Source organism: Pseudemcibacter aquimaris, assembly GCF_028869115.1.
Lineage (GTDB): Bacteria > Pseudomonadota > Alphaproteobacteria > Sphingomonadales > Emcibacteraceae > Pseudemcibacter > Pseudemcibacter aquimaris.
Map to the genome: position 1 here is coordinate 313,594 of NZ_CP079800.1, position 17,139 is coordinate 330,732.

Below are 17,139 nucleotides of genomic sequence, written 5' to 3' on the forward strand. Positions count from 1 at the left end.
ATACGGAGCTTAAAAGATGTTAAATATAATGCATCATAAAACAACGACCCTATTAATGACGGCAGCACTTGCGATGGCGATGTTCATTTTGACCATCGATACATCGTCTGCACAATCAACACGCCAACGATTGACCGCGATTGAAAAGCAATTAAATGCGCTTCAGCGCCGCGTATTTACACCAGGTAGCCGTTTTCAATCTGGCGAAGAGCAATCATCAAGCGCGGATGCAGTGACATCGGCACCGCTTGACATGCCAGTGGGTGGTGAGGGTGCATTGATGGCAGAAATTAATATCCGTATTTCAGAGCTTGAAACACAAATCCGCCAAATGACAGGCCAACTTGAAGAGGCAAATTTCAAGGTTAATCAATTAACCCGCCAAATTGAAACCATGCAGAAAGATAATGATTTCCGTTTTGGTGAACTGGAAAATGGTAGAGGTATGGTAAGTGGTAGTGCAGGTGGCGGCATGGCGGCACCAATGGCCGGCGCATCAACAGCACCAGCAGCAAGTGGTACAGCAGGCGGCACACCAAAAGAAAAATATGATTATGCATATGGCCTTGTTTCCAATGCCAATTACGCAGAAGCAGAAATTAATTTCCTAGAATTTCTTGAGCAACACCCGCAGGACGAATTAGCGGGTAATGCACAATATTGGCTTGGCCAAACATATTATGCGCGCGGCAATTATGCTGATGCGACCCGTACATTCCTTGAAGGGATGAGCAAATATCCGGAAAGTTCAAAAGCACCGGCCTATTTATTAAAAGTCGGTATGTCGCTTAACCTTTTGGGTGAGAAAAATGACGCCTGCGAAGTATTCCGCGAATTAAATGCCCGCTTCCCGGACAGCACGGAAAATACCCGACTTCGTCCGACCGAAGAAAGAAAAGCAGGATGCAGTTAAAAGGGGGTAATCTTTCCCCCTTAACAAGCGCCGAATTCAATGAATTAATGGCGGGGCTGGATATTGGATGCTCTACAAAGATCGCTGTGGCCGTTTCCGGTGGCGCGGATAGTATGGCGCTTGCTTTAATGCTTGGTGATTGGTGTAGTGAACATTCGGTTCATCTGACGACATTAACCGTCAATCATGGTTTAAGGACTGAGGCAGCTCAAGAAGCAGAACAAGTCAATAATTGGTTATCAGCATATAATATCAATCATGAAACACTTAAATGGCAGGGTGATAAACCATCGGCGAATATTCAAAATGATGCACGAGATGCCAGATACAGATTAATGGCGGAGTATTGCGCGGACCATAAAATCAATCATTTATTCTTAGCCCATCATAAAGATGATCAGGCGGAAACATTTTTAATTCGTCTGCTGCGTGGTAGTGGTGTTGATGGATTATCCGCCATGGATAAGGTATCACCGGTTCCACAGAAAAACGTGAATACTGAATTAAAATTATGCCGTCCGTTTCTGGATGTTGATAAATCACGCTTGCTTGAAACCCTAAAAGTAAAGGGGCAGGAATGGATCAATGACCCCAGTAATGAAAATACGTCATTCACACGGGTAAAAGTTAGAAACTTATTACAAGAAACAGATTTGGATGGGCTTGATAGTGACCGATTATCATCCACTGCAAAACGGATGTCACGTGTCAGAGATTTGCTTGATGAACTAACGGAACAGGCCGAATCGCAATATCTTGAAATTAATGAATTGGGGTATGCGCGGTTAAATTCGGGTTTTCATCATACTCTACACGAAGAAATCGCTTTAAGAATGCTAAGTCGTATTTTCAAGAAAATTGGTGGCAATGATTATGGGCCTAGATATCAAAAACTTTTGAGTCTCTATTCAGATTTGGGTAATAACGATTTTAACGGTAGAACACTCGCAGGTGTCGTGCTTCATAAAACCAAAGAGGGATATTTTGAGTTTGTAAGAGAAGCAGCCAATATAGATCATGAAATTAAAATTACGGAAGCGAAACAAATTTTATGGGATGGTCGTTTCATGATCAATTTGTGTGGTCAAATAGGAACAGTGGTTTCATTTAGCACGGATCATATGGATCAGTTATCAGAAAAGCACCCTGATTTAAAAACAGAACTTTATGAACTTTTTGATGATTATAAGTTAAGGGATAAATTATTGCCGACTTTACCGGTTTTAATTGATAATAATGGTCAGGTGATTCTTCCTGATTTGCTAATTAATAAAATAAAATTGGATTTTTCGGGGAAATTTTCAGCCGTTTTTAACGATTAACTCGTATTATGTTATGTAATTGCCATAAAAACGGCTAACATTGATAAAAATATATATTTTCAACTTGTTTCTGGCGCATTTGCCCCTATCTATTGGTTATGGAACATTAAGGTTTGAATTTCAGGTACTAAATAAAGGTTTAATGCGTGGACAATATGAAACGTAATTTTGCATTCTGGCTTATCATTTTAATTTTGCTTCTTGCGCTATTCAGTGCGTTTAAGGGACCAGCTGGCGGTGATGCACGTCAGGAAATTTCCTATTCTGAATTTTTGGCGGGTGTTGAAAATGGCAGCATCACCAGCGTCACGATACAGGAAAATAATATTGCGGGTACGATGACCAATGGTCAAACGTTCCAAACATACGCACCTGATGATGCCACGCTTATTGATAAGCTGAATGAAAGAGGCATTAATATTAATGCGAAACCTGTTGAAACCAGCGCATTCTGGATGTTTGTGTCCGGATGGCTTCCTTTCATTATTCTGATCGGTATCTGGATATTCTTTATGCGTCAGATGCAGGGTGGCGGCGGAAAAGCCATGGGCTTTGGTAAATCAAAGGCTAAACTGCTTAATGAAATGTCGGGACGCGTCACATTCGAAGATGTCGCAGGTATCGAAGAAGCCAAAGAAGAGCTTGAAGAAATTGTTGAGTTCTTAAAAGACCCGAGCAAATATCAACGTCTTGGTGCGGTAATCCCGAAAGGCGCGCTTCTTGTGGGCCCTCCTGGAACTGGTAAAACGCTTCTTGCCCGTGCAATTGCGGGTGAGGCGAATGTACCGTTCTTCACCATTTCCGGTTCTGACTTTGTGGAAATGTTTGTCGGTGTTGGCGCGAGCCGTGTTCGTGATATGTTTGAACAGGGTAAACAAAATGCTCCATGTATTATCTTTATTGACGAGATCGACGCAGTGGGTCGCCACCGTGGTGCCGGTCTTGGTGGCGGTAACGATGAACGAGAACAAACGCTCAACCAGCTGCTTGTTGAAATGGATGGATTTGAAGCGAATGAAGGTATCATCCTGCTTGCGGCGACAAACCGTCCGGATGTTCTTGACCCGGCGCTACTTCGTCCGGGACGTTTTGACCGTCAGGTGGTGGTATCAAATCCTGATATTCTTGGCCGTGAGAAAATCCTTAAAGTTCATATGAAAAAAGTTCCACTTGCTGCGGATGTTAAGCCACGCGTAATTGCACGTGGTACACCGGGTTTTTCTGGTGCGGATCTTGCGAACCTTGTGAACGAAGCAGCACTTCTTGCAGCACGTAGAGGCAAGCGCGTTGTCACAATGGAAGATTTCGAACAATCCAAAGACAAGGTGATGATGGGTGCGGAACGTCGTTCCATGGTCATGCAGGAAGAAGAGAAAAAATTAACTGCTTATCATGAAGCAGGTCACGCACTAGTGGCGCTTCATTGTCCGGCATCTGATCCAATTCATAAGGCAACAATCATTCCACGCGGTCGTGCGCTTGGTATGGTGATGCGTCTGCCGGAACATGACCAGCTTTCAAAATCACGTGAAAAAATGCATGCTGATCTTGCGGTTGCAATGGGTGGTCGCGTGGCTGAAGAGATTATCTTTGGTTATGATAAGGTGACGAGTGGTGCATCATCTGATATTTCTTATGCAACCAAAATGGCACGTGCCATGGTAACCCAATGGGGCATGAGCGATATTCTTGGCCCACTTGAATATGGTGAAAACCAACAGGAAGTTTTCCTTGGTCATTCTGTATCGCAAACACAAAATGTTTCTGCGGCGACAGCGAAAATCATTGATGAAGAAATCCGCCGTATTGTGGATGAAGCACATGAAAAAGCAAAACAAGTGCTTAATGATAATCTTGATGATCTTCATACACTTGGTAAAGGGTTGCTCGAATATGAAACACTTAGTGGTGACGAAATAAACGATCTTCTTGCCGGTAAAGATATCCATAAAGATTTCGATGACGAGGACAAGACAGATAACAAGCCGACAGGTTCTGTACCAACAACCAAAAAATCAGATGATGCAAAAAAATCTGATGACAAGGAAGGCGGTGTCGGTTCGGACCCTGTTCCAGAAGGTTAGGATAAAGAACAAATGGGGATGGCAGTAGATTCAAGCTACTACATAGAGCCCCTGGGAATTACCAGGGGCTTTAATTTATTGGATGATGTATCCATGGAAATTCTGGGCAGCGATTTACGTTGCTTCGCTGTTCGCATTATTACAAAAAGTGCGGGTGAAATATCTTCGGAAACAATTCCTGTAAATAGTCTTGGCGTTTATCTTTCAACACTGGATGATGATAAAAAAGCCAAACTTTGGACATTGATTGATAATATTGCTGCGAAAAGAAGCAATATTTTAAATCTGGATTTTCAAGATACAATTATTCAAGGCGTGTTAAATGTAACGCCGGATAGTTTTTCCGATGGTGGAAAATTTGCTGACCCGAATTCAGCAATCAAGCAAGCTCAAGAAATGATAGATGCAGGCTGTGATATTCTTGATATTGGCGGTGAATCCACAAAACCTGGTGCAGAACCCGTTTCAATTGATGAAGAACTAAATCGCGTAATTCCTGTAATCCAAAAGATTTCTGATTTAAAAATCAATGTTTCAATTGATAGCCGCAATGCTGATGTTATGGAAGCGGCTGTTAAAGAAGGCGCCCATATCATCAATGATGTTAGTGCGATTGAACATGATCCTAAAGCCATCGAAGTGTTGAAAGAAACCGATGTTCCCGTCATTTTAATGCATGCGCAGGGTACACCTGAAAATATGCAGGATAACCCGAATTATCAAAACGCTGTTCTGGAAATCTATGATTATTTGGAAAGCAGAATTGAATTTTGTGTTGCGAACGGAATTGACAAGAACAGAATTATTATTGACCCAGGTATTGGTTTTGGCAAAACAGTGGATCATAATATTGAACTGATAAAACATGTTGCAATTTTCCACGGACTTGGTGTTCCAATCTTAATTGGTGTTTCCAGAAAAAGCTTTATTGGAAAAATCAGTGGTGAAGAAATTGCGGCGAATAGATTGCCGGGTTCACTTTCTGCGGCGCAATATTGTGTGCAGAACGGGGTTCAGGTTGTTCGCGTTCATGATGTTCCTGAAACCGTGCAAGCCATATCGGTATTTAAGAAAATTCGCCATATAAAAGACAATTTTTAACAATATTCAGCTTCTGTTAAGACAAAATCGCTATTTATTGGTATAAAAGTTAAGCTCAATTTAAGAAAAAATAAAATGACGAGAAAATATTTCGGGACGGACGGAATTCGCGGTAAAGCGAACGAAGGTAAAATGACATCAGAAATTGCCATGCGCGTTGGTATGGCCGCGGGGCGCTATTTTACCAATGGCGATCATCAGCATCGTGTCGTCATTGGTAAAGATACTCGTCTTTCCGGGTATATGCTTGAACCTGCGTTAACATCCGGCTTTATATCAATGGGCATGGATGTCGTACTTCTTGGCCCAGTGCCAACCCCGGCTGTTGCGATGCTAACAAGATCACTGCGTGCAGATCTGGGTGTGATGCTTTCTGCGTCACATAATCCCTTTCATGATAATGGTATCAAGTTGTTTGGGCCTGATGGCAATAAGCTATCGGATGAGATCGAGCTTCAAATAGAAAGCATGATGGATAACGGATATAACGAACATCTTGTTGCATCAGAAGAACTGGGACGAGCACAGCGTCTTAAAAACGTGGTTGGTCGTTATAATGAATTTGCCAAAAGCACTTTTCCCAAACATTTAAGATTAGATGGTTTTAAGATTGTTATTGATTGTGCTAATGGCGCCGCATATAGGACAGCACCGGAAATTCTATGGGAATTGGGTGCAGAGGTTATTGCCATTGGTGTTTCACCAAATGGAACAAATATCAATGAAGATTGCGGTTCAACCAAACCGAAAGCCATGTGTGATAAAGTCATCGAAACGGGTGCCGATATCGGTATTGCTCTTGATGGTGATGCAGACAGATTGATTATTTGTAATGAAAAAGGCGAGGTCATCGATGGTGACCAGTTGATGGCAACAATTGCCACCAATTGGGATCAGTCAGGCAAGCTTAAGGGTGGCGCACTTGTAGCGACCATCATGTCAAACCTTGGTCTTGAAAAACATATGAAATCGCTCGGTTTAAATTTGGTGCGTACCAAGGTTGGCGACCGATATGTGGTTAAAGCAATGCAAGAGCTTGGCTGTAATGTCGGTGGGGAACAATCAGGTCATATCGTGCTAAGTGATTTTAACACCACGGGTGACGGTCTTGTTGCAGCGCTTCAGGTTTTGGCGGTTCTTGTGGAAAAAGGACGTCCGGCAAGTGAATTATTCAGGCTGTTTGAGCCTTATCCACAGCTTCTTAAAAATGTAAGGTATGATGAGGCCACAGACCCGCTTTCAGATAATCATGTAAAACAAGCTATTGCTGACGGTGAAAATTCATTAAATGGTAATGGCCGTGTTGTGATCCGTAAATCAGGTACAGAGCCGCTTATCCGTGTCATGGTTGAAGGCGATGATGATACACTGATTGAAAATGTTGCGAATGATATTGTCGCATCCGTAGAAGCAACAGTGGGAAGTGCCTGATTATAATGAAGGGTAGAGTACTAACAATTGCGGGTTCAGATTCAAGTGGTGGCGCCGGAATTCAGGCGGATATAAAAACCATTTCATCACTGGGTGCGTATGCCATGTCGGCGATCACCGCCATTACGGTTCAGGATACCAATATGGTCAGCGACGTTCAACCGGTGCCGGAAAATATCGTCAAATCCCAAGTTTTATCTGTTATAGGTGATATTGGTGTCGATGCCATTAAAACCGGCATGTTGATGTCACCGGAAATCATTGAAGGCATTGCTGAAATAATCGGTAAACATGCAGCAGATGTGCCGCTTGTAGTTGATCCGGTGATGATGTCGACCAGTGGTACGATGCTTCTGAAACCAAGAAGTGTGCGTGCGATGGTTTCTGAAATTCTGCCGTTAACGACATTACTTACCCCTAATCTTGCAGAAGCATCAAAATTAACGGGTGTTGAGCTATTAAAAAATATGGATGATATGCGACGCGCGGCATATGATCTTTTGGAAATGGGACCAAAAGCGGTACTTGTAAAAGGTGGTCATTTAAAAGGGGATATTCTGACCGATTTGTTGGTTACGGAAAATTCAGAAAAAATATTTTCTGCCCTTCGTGTTCCGGGTAAAGACAATCATGGTACCGGATGCACGCTTGCATCAGGCATCGCAACCGGACTTGCGCAAGGATTAGCGCTTGAGGATGCTGTTAACCGTGCCCATAATTTCGTTCAAAAAGCACTAGAGGCAGCGCCCGGATTTGGTAGTGGTTGCGGCCCGTTAAATCATCTTGTCCGTGTTGAATAACGTCATACTGGACTAACCCGCCAATAAAATATACTATCGCCCCAACAAAATATAAAAGTCAGTTAGGGGACTATAGAAATGCTCAAACTAAAATCCGTCATTTTTGGTTTTATTGGTGCGGCTGCGCTTGTTGTGCAATCCAATGCACAAACCATGGAACAGCTGAATGATAAATTCCGTCAATTAAATGAATATTTGCCGACACCCAACGCGTATAGAACAGCATCAGGTGCGCCTGGCCATGAATATTGGCAGCAACAGGCCGATTATAAAATTGATGTGACGCTTGATGATGAAAATCAATCGATTACAGGTTCAGCAACGATTAAATATTATAATAATTCCCCGGATGCTCTTAAATATATTTGGCTGCAAATGGATCAAAACCGTTTTGATCCAGAAACGTCGATGGATATTAGCAGTGAAACTGTTTCTAAAAACACAAAAGGGATGTCATTTTCCGCATTTCGTAGCCATGTTGAACGCCGTAAATTTGACGGTGGTTTTAAAGTAAGCCGCTTACAGGATTTAAATGGCAACGATCTTCCTTATACTGTTGTTGGTGCAATGCTACGTATTGATTTGCCGACCGCACTTGAGCCAAACCAAATCACGGATTTCGAGATTGATTGGTCATATAATATTATGGATTCAAAAATCCTTCGTTCCCGTCAGGCGGCCGAATATTTCAAACGTGATGATAACTATATTTATGAAATCGCCCACTGGTACCCGCGTGTAACCGTATATTCAGATTATGACGGTTGGCATAATAAAGATTTCGTGGGTGGTGGTGAATTTACTCTGGAATTTGGTAATTATGACGTGACAATTACGGCGCCTGCGGATCATATTGTGGCATCAACAGGCGTGCTGCAAAATGATGCAGAGGTGTTAACACAAGATCAACGTGACCGTTTGATCGAAGCACGCACAGCATCCGTTCCGATTTTCATCGTAACTCCGGAAGAAGCGGTTGAAAACGAAAAGGAAAAATCATCTGAAACCAAAACATGGCATTATAAGGCGGAAAATGTACGTGACTTTGCCTTTGCATCATCGCGTAAATTTATCTGGGATGCCATGGGTTACCGAATGAAAGAAAACGGCAAAACTGTTATGGCCATGTCTTATTATCCGATGGCAGGTCAGCCTTTATGGTCAGATGTTTCTACACAAGCCGTGATGCATACGCTTCAGGTTTATAATAAATATTCAATGACATACCCTTATCCGGTGGCCATTTCCGTGAACGGTCCGATTGGTGGTATGGAATATCCAATGATCAGCTTTAACGGTGCGCGCCCAACAACGCACCCTGATGGAACACGTACATATGGACGCCGTACAAAACACGGTCTTATCGGCGTGATTATTCATGAAGTTGGTCATAACTATTATCCGATGATCATCAATTCAGATGAACGTCAATGGACATGGATGGATGAAGGTTTAAATACGTTTGTTCAAAACCTTGCTCATCAAGAATGGAAAGATGATTACCCGCTTGGCCGTATCGATCCGCGTAATATTACCGGGTATATGACAAGTACAAATCAGGTTCCGATTATGACCAATTCGGAATCATTGCTTCAAAAAGGTAATAATGCCTACGCGAAACCGTCAACGGCGCTTAATATCCTTCGTGAAAGTATCATGGGGCCGGAATTGTTTGATTTTGCTTTCCGTGAATTTGCACAGCGTTGGAAATTTAAACGTCCGACACCCGCTGATTTCTTCCGCACAATGGAAGATGCCAGTGGCGTTGATCTCGATTGGTTCTGGCGTGGATGGTTCTATACCACGGAACATGTTGATATTTCGCTTGATAATGTACGTCATTTCACCATCGATACCAAAGATCCTGAAATCGAGGAAGCGTTCAAACGCCGTCAAGAAATGGCAAAACGTACGCATCCATCATATTTCAGTAATGATGAACTTCCCAAACGCGTTGATGAGTTCCCATCGATTAAGGATTTCTATAACGATAATGATGAATTCACTGTCACTAACAAGCAACGCGACGAATATAATAAATTGATCGCGGAACTCGAAGATTGGCAGGTCGAACTTCTTAATGATGATAGTCATATTTATCTGATGGATTTCTCGAATGTTGGTGGGCTTATCATGCCGATCTATCTTGAAATTGAATATGCTGATGGCAGCAAGGAAGAAAAGCGTTTTCCGGCTGAAACATGGAAGCAAAATTATAAAAATGTGACCAAAATGATCATAACTGATAAGGAAATCGCATCGGTTACTCTTGATCCGAAATATGAAACAGCGGATGCGGATATGTTTAATAACTTCTTCCCGCGCCGTATTCTTGAAAGCAGATTTGATCTTGCAAAACAAAAGGCAAGACAGCGTCGTGACATGCTGAAAGAAAACCTTGAAGAGGTTAAATCGCTTGAGGATTACAAGTCCGAAAAAGAAAAGAAAGATGCAGATGATGAACGCAGTGCAAAGCGTAAATTTGATGCACTTGTGAAAGAGTATCAATAGTGAAATTTTTCACCAAAATATTATTTCCAATTTTAATTTTGTGCGTGGCTATTCCTAGTCACGCACATCGATTCTACGCGGCCTTTAGCCAAGTGGATATGCAATCTGAAAAAGGGACCATCGAAATTACCCACCGTTTATTCACACATGATATTGAAGATCTTTTGATGCGGTATAACGGTGGGCCGGTTGAGTTAACCGACGACATAATTGAGTCGTTTTTACAGGAATATATCATCCAGTCATTCGCGCTTTACGGCACAGACGGCGATCAAATTCCACTGAATTGGATCGGTGTTGAGGTAACATTCAGCGACATTTATGTTTATCAGGAAGCGCCATTATCAGATGGTCAGGACACATTGATTTTGACCAACCGGATATTAATGGATCTCTTTGAAGAACAAAGCAATACAGTCAATGTAAAGCTGGACGGTAAGGTGAAAAGTCATACGTTTCAATATGACAGTAAACTCTATCAAATATCATTCAGCGGTCAGACTGGCGACTACCCATTTGACCCGTCATAAATTTTTCATCAAGCTTCTGATTGACAATTAATTTTTGATCTCTATATTCCGCTGTGGGCTATCCCTCCCCAACGAGGGACGTCTGTTCTGGAAGGAATAGGAGAAAATTGATGTTACCAGAAAAGAAACCAGCGTCACCGCTGTTTTCGTCAGGTCCGTGTGCGAAACGCCCGGGCTGGACGATTGATGTATTAAAAAATGCGCCTCTTGGGCGTTCTCATCGTGCCGCAATCGGCAAATCCCGCTTAAAAGAAGCAATTGATAAAACGCATGAACTTTTAGAATTACCTGAAGGTTACCGTGTTGGTATCGTGCCGGGTTCAGATACCGGTGCTGTTGAAATGGCATTATGGTCACTGCTTGGTGAGCGTGGCGTGGATATGCTTGCATGGGAAAGCTTTGGATCGGGATGGATTACCGATGTAACCAAACAACTTAAGCTTGATGATGTCCGTAAAATCGAAGCGCCATATGGTGAACTTCCGGACTTAAGCCAAGTTGATTTCGCCCGTGATGTGGTGTTCACATGGAACGGTACAACGTCTGGCGTTAAAGTGCCAAATGGTGACTGGATTGCCGAAGATAGAGGCGGCCTTACAATTTGTGATGCGACCTCAGCGGCATTTGCCATGGATCTTCCATGGGAAAAATTAGATGTTACCACTTTCTCATGGCAGAAAGTGATGGGTGGCGAGGGTGCGCATGGCATTCTTATTTTGTCACCACGCGCTGTAGAGCGCCTTGAAAATTATACGCCGTCATGGCCGCTTCCGAAAATTTTCCGCCTTACTAAAAACGGAAAACTGATCGAAGGTATTTTCAAAGGGGCAACGATCAACACACCATCTATGTTATGTGTTGAAGATTACCTTGATACCCTTAACTGGGGCGCTGAAGTTGGCGGTCTAAAAGGACTGATCAAGCGTTCAGAAGATAATCTTGCGGTGCTTAAATCTTGGGTCGAAAAAACCGATTGGGTTGATTTCCTGGCCTCGGATCCTGCGACATTATCGAATACTTCAGTGTGTCTTAAAATCACGGCTGACTGGTTCCAAAACCTGTCCGACGATGACAAAGCGACAGCGGCAAAGAAACTTGCATCATTACTTGATGAGCAAGGCGTTGCTTATGACATCGGTGCTTACCGTGATGCGCCAGCGGGCCTTCGTATTTGGGCCGGATCAACCATCGAAGCGGAAAATCTTGCTGATTTGACGCCATGGCTTGATTGGGCGCACGACGAAGTACGCAGTATTTATAAATAATTTTTTACATTTAAAAACCGAATTACATGAAAGGTACACCTGATGGTTAAGGTACTTATTTCTGATAAGATGAGCCCGCTTGCAAAAGAAATTTTTGAACAGCGCGGTATTGAAGTCGACGAAATCGTTGGACTAACTAAAGAAGAACTAGAAGCAAAAATTGGTGAATATGATGGTCTTGCCATTCGTTCAGCGACAAAAGTAACACCGAAAATTCTGGCGGCTGCGACGAATTTGAAAGTTGTCGGCCGCGCCGGTATTGGTGTTGATAACGTTGATATTCCAGCAGCAACAGGTAACGGTGTTGTTGTAATGAACACGCCAATGGGCAACAGCATCACGACCGCTGAACATGCCATTGCAATGATGTTTGCTGTTGCGCGTCAAATCCCGCAAGCGAGTGCATCAACCCACGAAGGGAAATGGGAAAAATCCAAATTTATGGGTGTCGAGCTTACATCAAAAACACTTGGTATTATCGGTTGCGGTAATATTGGTGCGATCGCAGCAAGCCGCGCAATCGGCCTTAAGATGAAAGTAATCGCGTTTGATCCGTTCCTATCCGAAGAACGCGCAGAAGAAATCGGCGTTGAAAAGGTTGAGCTGGATGAACTTCTTCCACGTGCTGACTTTATCTCGCTTCATACGCCATTAACGGATAGCACACGAGGTATTCTTGGCGCGGATGCATTCACAAAAATGAAAGACGGCGTACGTATCGTTAACTGTGCGCGTGGCGGTCTTATTGATGAAGATGCGCTGAAAGAAGCACTCGATAGTGGTAAGGTTGCCGGTGCGGCGCTTGATGTGTTTGCGGTTGAGCCAGCAAAAGAAAACGTTCTATTTGGTCATGAAAAAGTTGTGGTAACACCACACCTTGGTGCGTCCACAACAGAAGCACAGGTTAACGTGGCCGTGCAGGTTGCAGAACAAATGTCAGATTACTTGCTTGATGGTGCAGTAACAAACGCACTGAACATGCCGAGCCTGACAGCGGAAGAATCAAAACGTTTAAGCCCGTATATGTCACTAGTTGGCCAGCTTGGCGGATTTGTCGGTCAGCTTACAGAAGATGCAATTAAAGAAATCCATATCGGCTATCAAGGTGATGTAACGGATCTTAACGTTCGTCCATTAACTGCGATTGTTGTTGAAGGGCTTCTTCGTCCGCTATTAAGCAGTGTGAACATGGTCAATGCGTTAAGCATTGCCACAGAACGTGACATCGATGTTGTTGAAAGCAAACACGAAGGTGAAGGCGATTACCACACGCTCGTAAGTGTAAAAGTTATCACGGATAAAGGTGAGTTTGGTGTTGAAGGAACATTGTTCGCGGATCGTCGTCCACGTATCGTACAGGTTGATGACATCCGTCTTGAAGGTGAACTGACAGACAATATGATTTTTGCCACAAACGAAGACAAGCCGGGCTTTATCGGTTCACTAGGTACAATTCTTGGTGAAGGCGGTCTAAATATCGCGACATTTAACCTTGGTCGTCACCATGAAGGTGGTCGTGCTATCGCCCTTGTTGCGGTTGATCAAGCGGCACCAGAAGCGGTTATTGCAGAGATTTGCAAGATCGATCAGGTACGCCGCGTTAAGGCTTTAAATTTTTAATATTGTAGAAACTGTATCCAAATTTGATTTCTACAATTAGGGAGGGTTTTAGCCCTCCCTTTTTTCGTATTTTCGTTTTGGGTTTTTTGCCATTGGTGATATAAGCACAGCGAAACTGTGAGTCTAATTTCAATCGGCTTTAAAAAAATGCTTGAACCAAATGAAACAGCCCTGCTGCCAGAAGGATTGCACGACAGTCTTGTCGGCGATGCAATGCAGGAAACCAAGGTTGTTGAAAACCTTTTAAACAGCTTTTCTTCTAATGGATATGATCTGGTTCTGCCGCCGATGGTGGAATTCGAAGAAAGCCTTCTTTTGGGGCCTGGAAAGGCACACTCTCGCAATATGTTCCGCTTGCTTGATCCTGCGTCACAGCGCATGATGGGTGTGCGTACGGACATGACGGGGCAGGTGGCCCGTATTTCCCATTCAAGGCTTAAAAATGCACCGCGTCCATTACGTCTTGGATATGCTGGTGATGTTTTAAGAATTAAAGGAACACAACTGCGCCCGGAACGCCAATTTAAACAGGCGGGTGTGGAACTTATTGGTTCCGATAGCACGGAAGCATATGTTGAAATTATTATGCTTGCTTATGATGCGCTTAAGGCCGCAGGCGCAAAGAAATTAAGCATTGATCTGGCGATGCCAATGTTGGTTCCGGCGATTACGGATGGTCTTGGCCTTGATGATGCGACAAGTAAACTTGTGCGTCATGCCCTTGATGCCAAGGATATCGGCGAACTTTCCAATATTCAGGACGAAATTGGTGAGATTAGCCGCGCGTTGCTTGGTGCAGCGGGCCCCGCTGAAAAAGCGCTTGATGCTATTGGGGTGCTTTCACTGCCGGTGGCTGCGAAATCAATTGTTGATGAGCTTGTAAAACTCGTTGAAAAATTATCGAATGTCGCCCCTGATTTGGTTGTGACCATTGATCCGGGTGAATATACCGGCTTTGAATATCAAACGGGTATTAGTTTTAGTTTCTTTGCGGGCGGTGTGCGTGGTGAACTTGGCCGTGGTGGCAGATATATCGTAAACGCCGAACGCGGCGAAGGCGAGCCTGCAACCGGATTTTCCCTTTATCTTGATAGCCTTATTCGTGCGATCGGTGAATATAAGGGCGCAGAAAAAATATATATTCCGCTAGGAACAGATAGAGCCATTCTGAACGAGCTTCAGAATAAAAATTATAGAACCATTCAAGGGCTAACGGAAACGGATGACACTGTTTCTGAAGCCAAAAGAATGGGTTGTGAATGTGTCTGGCTTGATGGTCAGATTGAAAATATTTCCTGAAGATGATGAGAGGAAGAAAACGTGTCTAATGTAGTTGTTGTTGGTTCCCAATGGGGCGACGAAGGTAAAGGTAAAATTGTTGACTGGTTAAGTGAGCGTGCCGATGTGGTCGTGCGTTTCCAAGGCGGTCATAATGCCGGACATACTCTTGTGATTGATGGTGAAGTTTATAAATTAAGTCTTCTTCCGTCCGGCATTGTTCGCGGTGGAAAGCTTTCTGTTATCGGTAACGGCGTTGTGGTCGATCCATGGGCGCTTGTGAAAGAAATGAAAAAATTAAGCGAGCAAGGCGTAACCATTAACGCTGAAAGCCTTCTGATTTCGGAAGGATGTTCACTTATTCTGCCGCTTCATGGTGAACTGGATGCGATCCGCGAAGATGCCGCGAAAGCAAAATCTGAAACTGGTCCGGTAATTGGAACAACACGCCGTGGTATTGGCCCAGCATACGAAGACAAAGTAGCACGCCGTGCATTACGTGTGTGTGACCTTAAATCCGAAGAAACCGTTGCAAAACGTGTTGATGTGCTGCTTGCGCATCATAACCCACTGCGTAAAGGACTTGGATTTGATGAAGTAAACCGTGACGAATTGATCGCGCAAATCATGGAAGTTTCAAAGCATGTATTACCGCTTGTGGGCGCAAGCTGGAAAATCCTTGATGAAGCGAAAAAAGAAGGTAAGAAAATCCTGTTCGAAGGTGCGCAAGGCATCATGCTTGATATTGACCACGGAACATACCCATTTGTAACATCATCCAATGTGGTTGCATCACAAGCGGCCGGTGGTTCCGGTATGGGCGCGGGCAGCCTTGATTATATTCTTGGTATCACGAAAGCATACACAACACGTGTCGGCAGTGGTCCATTCCCAACGGAACTGTTTGACGAAGTTGGTCAAGGCCTTGGTGAACGTGGTCATGAATTTGGCACCGTTACGGGTCGTAGCCGCCGTTGTGGTTGGTTTGATGCGATCATGGTGCGTCAAGTGATGAAAATTTCCGGCATCACGGGTATCGCTTTAACCAAGCTTGATGTTCTTGACGGTATGGAAGAACTTAAAATCTGTGTTGGTTATGAACTTAACGGTGAAAAGCTCGATTACTTCCCAGCATCAACAGATGATCAGGCAAACGTGAAGCCGATCTATGAAAGCATGGAAGGCTGGAGCGAGAGCACATTCGGCGCCCGTAGTTGGGTTGATCTTCCGGCGAATGCGATTAAATATGTACGCCGTATCGAAGAACTAATCGAAACGCCAGTGGCAATTCTATCCACAAGCCCGGAACGTGACGACACGATCCTGGTTAAAAATCCATTTGAATAAGAATGAATTGATTACGATTGATTACTGATCAATCGTAATCATATTGTCTTCGGCTGCAGCACTTTGCATGGCTTGCTGCAGCTTTTCAAACGCGCGTGCTTCGATCTGACGAACGCGTTCACGGCTGATGTTATATTCGATGCTTAGCTCTTCCAGCGTTTTTGGGCTATCGCTTAGACGACGTTCAGCAATAATATGCTGTTCACGTTCATTAAGCGCGCTCATGGCATCGGCCATCAATCCGCGGCGATAATCCATTTCTTCCGCATCAGCATAGGCCGTTTCCTGATCTGGTGTGTCTTCATCAACAAGCCAGTCCTGCCATTCGCCCTCAATATCGGCTTTCATTGGCGCATTCAGGGAATGATCACCACCGGACATACGGCGGTTCATTTGCACAACTTCGTCTTCTTTAACATCAAGCTTGTTGGCGATTTCCGTCACCTGATCCGGGTGAAGGTCACCATCATCAACCGCTTCAAGCTGGCCTTTAATACGGCGTAGGTTAAAGAATAATTTTTTCTGTGCGGCGGTCGTGCCGATTTTAACAAGCGACCATGAACGCAGGATATATTCATGAATGGATGCTTTAATCCACCACATGGCGTACGTGGCAAGTCGGAACCCTTTATCAGGGTCAAAACGTTTTACCGCCTGCATCATGCCGACGTTACCTTCTGAAATCAGGTCACCCAGTGGCAAACCATACCCGCGATATCCCATGGCGATTTTCGCCACAAGACGCAGATGTGATGTCACAAGCTTATGCGCGGAATCCGTATCACCGTGTTCCGTCCATGCTTTGGCGAGCATAAATTCCTCGTCTGGCTTAAGCATTGGGAATTTACGGATTTCATGCAGATAGCTCGTTAAACTTCCATCCGGCGATATTGTCGGTAGGTTATTCTGTGCCATTTTGAGTATTACCCCTGATCCT

Annotated in this window: 13 protein-coding genes; 12 read left to right on the forward strand and 1 reads right to left on the reverse strand. The window is 43.9% G+C overall.

Going from position 1 to position 17,139, the window contains the following annotated elements:
• Positions 1-16 precede the first annotated feature (16 nt).
• From ybgF to KW060_RS01520, 12 genes are all read left to right on the forward strand, one after another.
• Positions 17-913 (forward strand): tol-pal system protein YbgF, encoded by an 897-nt coding sequence (gene ybgF / locus KW060_RS01465; protein ID WP_249036704.1) that lies wholly within the window; start codon positions 17-19, stop codon positions 911-913.
• Positions 904-2,235 carry a tRNA lysidine(34) synthetase TilS gene (gene tilS / locus KW060_RS01470; protein ID WP_249036705.1) on the forward strand — a complete coding sequence of 444 codons (1,332 nt, stop codon included), beginning with the start codon at positions 904-906 and terminating at the stop codon, positions 2,233-2,235. Before ybgF ends, tilS begins: the two co-directional genes overlap by 10 nt.
• Positions 2,236-2,390: 155 nt before the next feature.
• Complete coding sequence (gene ftsH / locus KW060_RS01475; RefSeq protein ID WP_249036706.1) at positions 2,391-4,319, forward strand: ATP-dependent zinc metalloprotease FtsH; 1,929 nt, start codon at positions 2,391-2,393, stop codon at positions 4,317-4,319.
• A 78-nt stretch (positions 4,320-4,397) separates the two neighbouring features.
• Entirely contained in the window at positions 4,398-5,420 is a 1,023-nt protein-coding gene (gene folP / locus KW060_RS01480) for a dihydropteroate synthase (protein WP_249036707.1), read from the forward strand.
• A gap of 75 nt (positions 5,421-5,495) precedes the next feature.
• Positions 5,496-6,851: a phosphoglucosamine mutase gene (gene glmM, locus KW060_RS01485; RefSeq protein ID WP_249036708.1), complete on the forward strand. Its 1,356-nt coding sequence runs from the start codon at positions 5,496-5,498 to the stop codon at positions 6,849-6,851.
• Between the two features lie 5 nt (positions 6,852-6,856).
• Positions 6,857-7,651, forward strand: coding sequence for a bifunctional hydroxymethylpyrimidine kinase/phosphomethylpyrimidine kinase (gene thiD / locus KW060_RS01490; protein ID WP_249036709.1), 795 nt, complete (start codon positions 6,857-6,859; stop codon positions 7,649-7,651).
• A gap of 78 nt (positions 7,652-7,729) precedes the next feature.
• Complete coding sequence (locus tag KW060_RS01495) at positions 7,730-10,162, forward strand: M1 family metallopeptidase (protein ID WP_249036710.1); 2,433 nt, start codon at positions 7,730-7,732, stop codon at positions 10,160-10,162.
• Positions 10,163-10,206: 44 nt separating this feature from the next.
• Positions 10,207-10,692, forward strand: a complete 486-nt coding sequence (locus tag KW060_RS01500) for a DUF6702 family protein (protein ID WP_338050556.1) — start codon at positions 10,207-10,209, stop codon at positions 10,690-10,692.
• A gap of 110 nt (positions 10,693-10,802) precedes the next feature.
• Positions 10,803-11,957 carry a phosphoserine transaminase gene (locus KW060_RS01505; protein WP_249036712.1) on the forward strand — a complete coding sequence of 385 codons (1,155 nt, stop codon included), beginning with the start codon at positions 10,803-10,805 and terminating at the stop codon, positions 11,955-11,957.
• Positions 11,958-11,999: 42 nt separating this feature from the next.
• On the forward strand, positions 12,000-13,577 hold the full coding sequence (gene serA / locus KW060_RS01510; protein ID WP_249036713.1) for a phosphoglycerate dehydrogenase: 1,578 nt from the start codon (positions 12,000-12,002) through the stop codon (positions 13,575-13,577).
• Positions 13,578-13,724: 147 nt separating this feature from the next.
• The gene (locus tag KW060_RS01515) at positions 13,725-14,876 is read left to right on the forward strand and encodes an ATP phosphoribosyltransferase regulatory subunit (RefSeq protein ID WP_249036714.1); all 1,152 of its coding nucleotides are present in this window, start codon (positions 13,725-13,727) and stop codon (positions 14,874-14,876) included.
• A gap of 21 nt (positions 14,877-14,897) precedes the next feature.
• Positions 14,898-16,202 (forward strand): adenylosuccinate synthase, encoded by a 1,305-nt coding sequence (locus KW060_RS01520; protein WP_249036715.1) that lies wholly within the window; start codon positions 14,898-14,900, stop codon positions 16,200-16,202.
• A 21-nt stretch (positions 16,203-16,223) separates the two neighbouring features.
• Here KW060_RS01520 and rpoH read toward each other — a convergent pair whose 3' ends face one another.
• Positions 16,224-17,117 (reverse strand): RNA polymerase sigma factor RpoH, encoded by an 894-nt coding sequence (gene rpoH, locus KW060_RS01525; RefSeq protein ID WP_249036716.1) that lies wholly within the window; start codon positions 17,115-17,117, stop codon positions 16,224-16,226.
• Between the last annotated feature and the right edge of the window lie 22 nt (positions 17,118-17,139).